At 63.0% G+C, this 1770-nt stretch carries 3 protein-coding genes; all 3 read left to right on the top strand.

From position 1 onward, the window contains the following. Nucleotides 1–23: 23 nt before the first annotated feature. On the top strand, nucleotides 24–728 hold the full coding sequence (locus I5M_RS29870; protein ID WP_307706345.1) for a nitrogenase component 1: 705 nt from the start codon (nucleotides 24–26) through the stop codon (nucleotides 726–728). A gap of 10 nt (nucleotides 729–738) precedes the next feature. After that, nucleotides 739–1164 (top strand): Fe-only nitrogenase subunit delta, encoded by a 426-nt coding sequence (gene anfG, locus I5M_RS15690; protein ID WP_022722262.1) that lies wholly within the window; start codon nucleotides 739–741, stop codon nucleotides 1162–1164. A gap of 10 nt (nucleotides 1165–1174) precedes the next feature. Further along, on the top strand, nucleotides 1175–1770 hold a 596-nt coding region (locus I5M_RS15685; protein ID WP_022722261.1), incomplete at its 3' end, for a nitrogenase component 1.

Here is a 1770-nt window from a genome sequence, read left to right as displayed (position 1 = left end):
GGCCACAAGGCGCTCGGTGACTCATTGCGCAAGATCGCCTGTTCTTCGGCATCGAGGATCGCGCCGAGGCGATCATCGCCGAAGAGACCGCCAAGTGGGGCCCGGAGCTGGCCTGGTACAAGGAACGCCTGCAGGGCAAGAAGGTCTGCCTGTGGCCCGGCGGCTCCAAGCTTTGGCACTGGGCGCACGCTATCCAGGAGGAAATGGGCGTCAAGGTCGTCTCGGTCTACACCAAGTTCGGCCATCAGGGCGACATGGAGAAGGGCGTGTCGCGTTGCGGCGAAGGTGCGCTGGCGATCGACGATCCCAACGAACTCGAAGGCCAGGAAGCGCTGCGCAATCTCAAGCCCGATGTGATCTTCACCGGCAAGCGGCCCGGCGAAGTCGCCAAGAAGATGCGCGTGCCGTATCTCAACGCTCACGCTTATCACAACGGCCCCTACAAGGGCTTCGAAGGCTGGGTCCGCTTCGCCCGCGACATCTACAACGCGATCTATTCGCCGATCCACCAATTGTCGGCGATCGACATCTCCAAGGACGACTACGCGACCGACAAGGGCTTCGTCACCCGGCGCATGCTGTCCGATGCGGGTCTGTCCGATGCCGCCAAGGCCTCGCCGATGACCGGCTACAGCGGCAAGTTCGACCCGATCGCTGCGATCCGCGCCAAGACGGATGCCGACTATCCGGTGTTTCCGCGCCGCGCCGCCACCCAGGCCGCCGAGTAGGAGAGCTTTTATGGCCAAGAACAGCAAGAAAGACGTGGCGCGCGCCAACTACCCGAAGCGCTTCACCCACGATCCGCTCGCCGATGTCGATCCGCAGACCCGCGCCAAGGTCTCCGAGCTCGAGGACTACATCATGAAGAACTGCCTGTGGCAGTTCAATTCGCGCGGCTGGGACCGGCGCAAGCAGAACGAGGGCATCCTCGGCAAGACCGCACAGATCCTGACCGGCGAGGAGGTCGAGAATCCGACGCCGCTGGAGAAGTGTTACTGGGTCGACGCGGTGCTGCTGGCGCGCAACTTCAAGGAGCGCTGCGCCTGGCTCGCCGGCATGGGCAAGGAGGACATCCAGGCCCTGATCGACAAGCTGCACGCCCGCATCGACTGGCTCACCATCGACGGCTCGCTCAACGAAGAGCTGACGGTCCAGAACTACTGAGGATTTCCCCATGAACTGCGAAGTCAAAGTCAAGGACCGCATCGGCACCATCAATCCGATCTTCACCTGCCAGCCAGCCGGCGCCCAGTTCGCGTCGATCGGCATCAAGGATTGCATCGGCATCGTTCACGGCGGCCAAGGCTGCGTGATGTTCGTGCGCCTCCTGATCTCCCAGCATCTCAAGGAGAGCTTCGAGATCGCCTCGTCCTCGGTGCACGAAGACGGCGCGGTGTTCGGCGCGCTCGACCGGGTCGAGACCGCGGTCGACGTGCTGCTGATGCGCTACCCGCATGTCAAGGTGGTGCCGATCATCACCACCTGCTCTACCGAAGTGATCGGCGACGACGTCGACGGTCTGATCACCAAGTTGGAAGAAGGTCTGCTCGCCGAAAAATACGCCGACCGCGAAGTCCACCTGCTGGCCATCCACTCGCCGAGCTTCGTCGGCTCGATGGTCTCGGGCTATGACATCGCGGTGCGCGACTTCGTCAAGAAGTTCGCCAAGAAGGGTGATCCCGTCGGCAAGATCAACCTGCTCACCGGCTGGGGTCACCCGGGCGACGTCCAGGAGCTCAAGCATCTCGTCGCCGAACTCGGCGTCAAGGC

This window comes from Rhodopseudomonas sp. B29 (assembly GCF_000333455.1).
Taxonomy (GTDB): domain Bacteria; phylum Pseudomonadota; class Alphaproteobacteria; order Rhizobiales; family Xanthobacteraceae; genus Rhodopseudomonas.
The sequence above is the reverse complement of the archived record's forward strand: the minus strand, read 5'-3'. Positions and strand labels throughout refer to the sequence as shown.

Excerpts from the sequence above, each read along its gene's own strand:
- anfG (WP_022722262.1), top strand. The coding sequence starts at position 739 with ATGGCCAAGAACAGCAAGAAAGACGTGGCGCGCGCCAACTACCCGAAG.